We start from the raw sequence: 247 nt of genomic DNA, 5'->3' as shown, positions 1-247 counted from the left end.
GATCTATTGGGCGTCCGGCGTCGATCTGCCGGATGAGGATTTCGTGAAAAAGATGGAAGCGTTCTCGCTGGAGGATATCGAGCTTGCGCCAGGTGAAAAGGCGGTTCTGCCCATACAGCTTCCGTCCGAATTCATCATCGTCTTTGAGCCGGTCACCCATTCAGCGCAGTTCATCGACGTGAAGGGCGAACCAACAAAGGAGCGCCGAAGCCTGTCTTTGGTCTTCGACCGCGACCATGTCCAGAAC

The 247-nt window shown here is 55.5% G+C and carries 1 protein-coding gene; it reads left to right on the top strand.

Annotated features, from left to right (window positions below):
* Positions 1-247: DUF5939 domain-containing protein (locus tag P9228_RS30910; RefSeq protein WP_278057066.1), on the top strand; the 247-nt coding region annotated here is incomplete at both ends.

Source organism: Mesorhizobium sp. WSM4898 (genome assembly GCF_029625845.1).
GTDB lineage: Bacteria > Pseudomonadota > Alphaproteobacteria > Rhizobiales > Rhizobiaceae > Mesorhizobium.
Note: the sequence above shows the minus strand (reverse complement) of the source record. Positions and strands in the feature narration are given on the sequence as shown.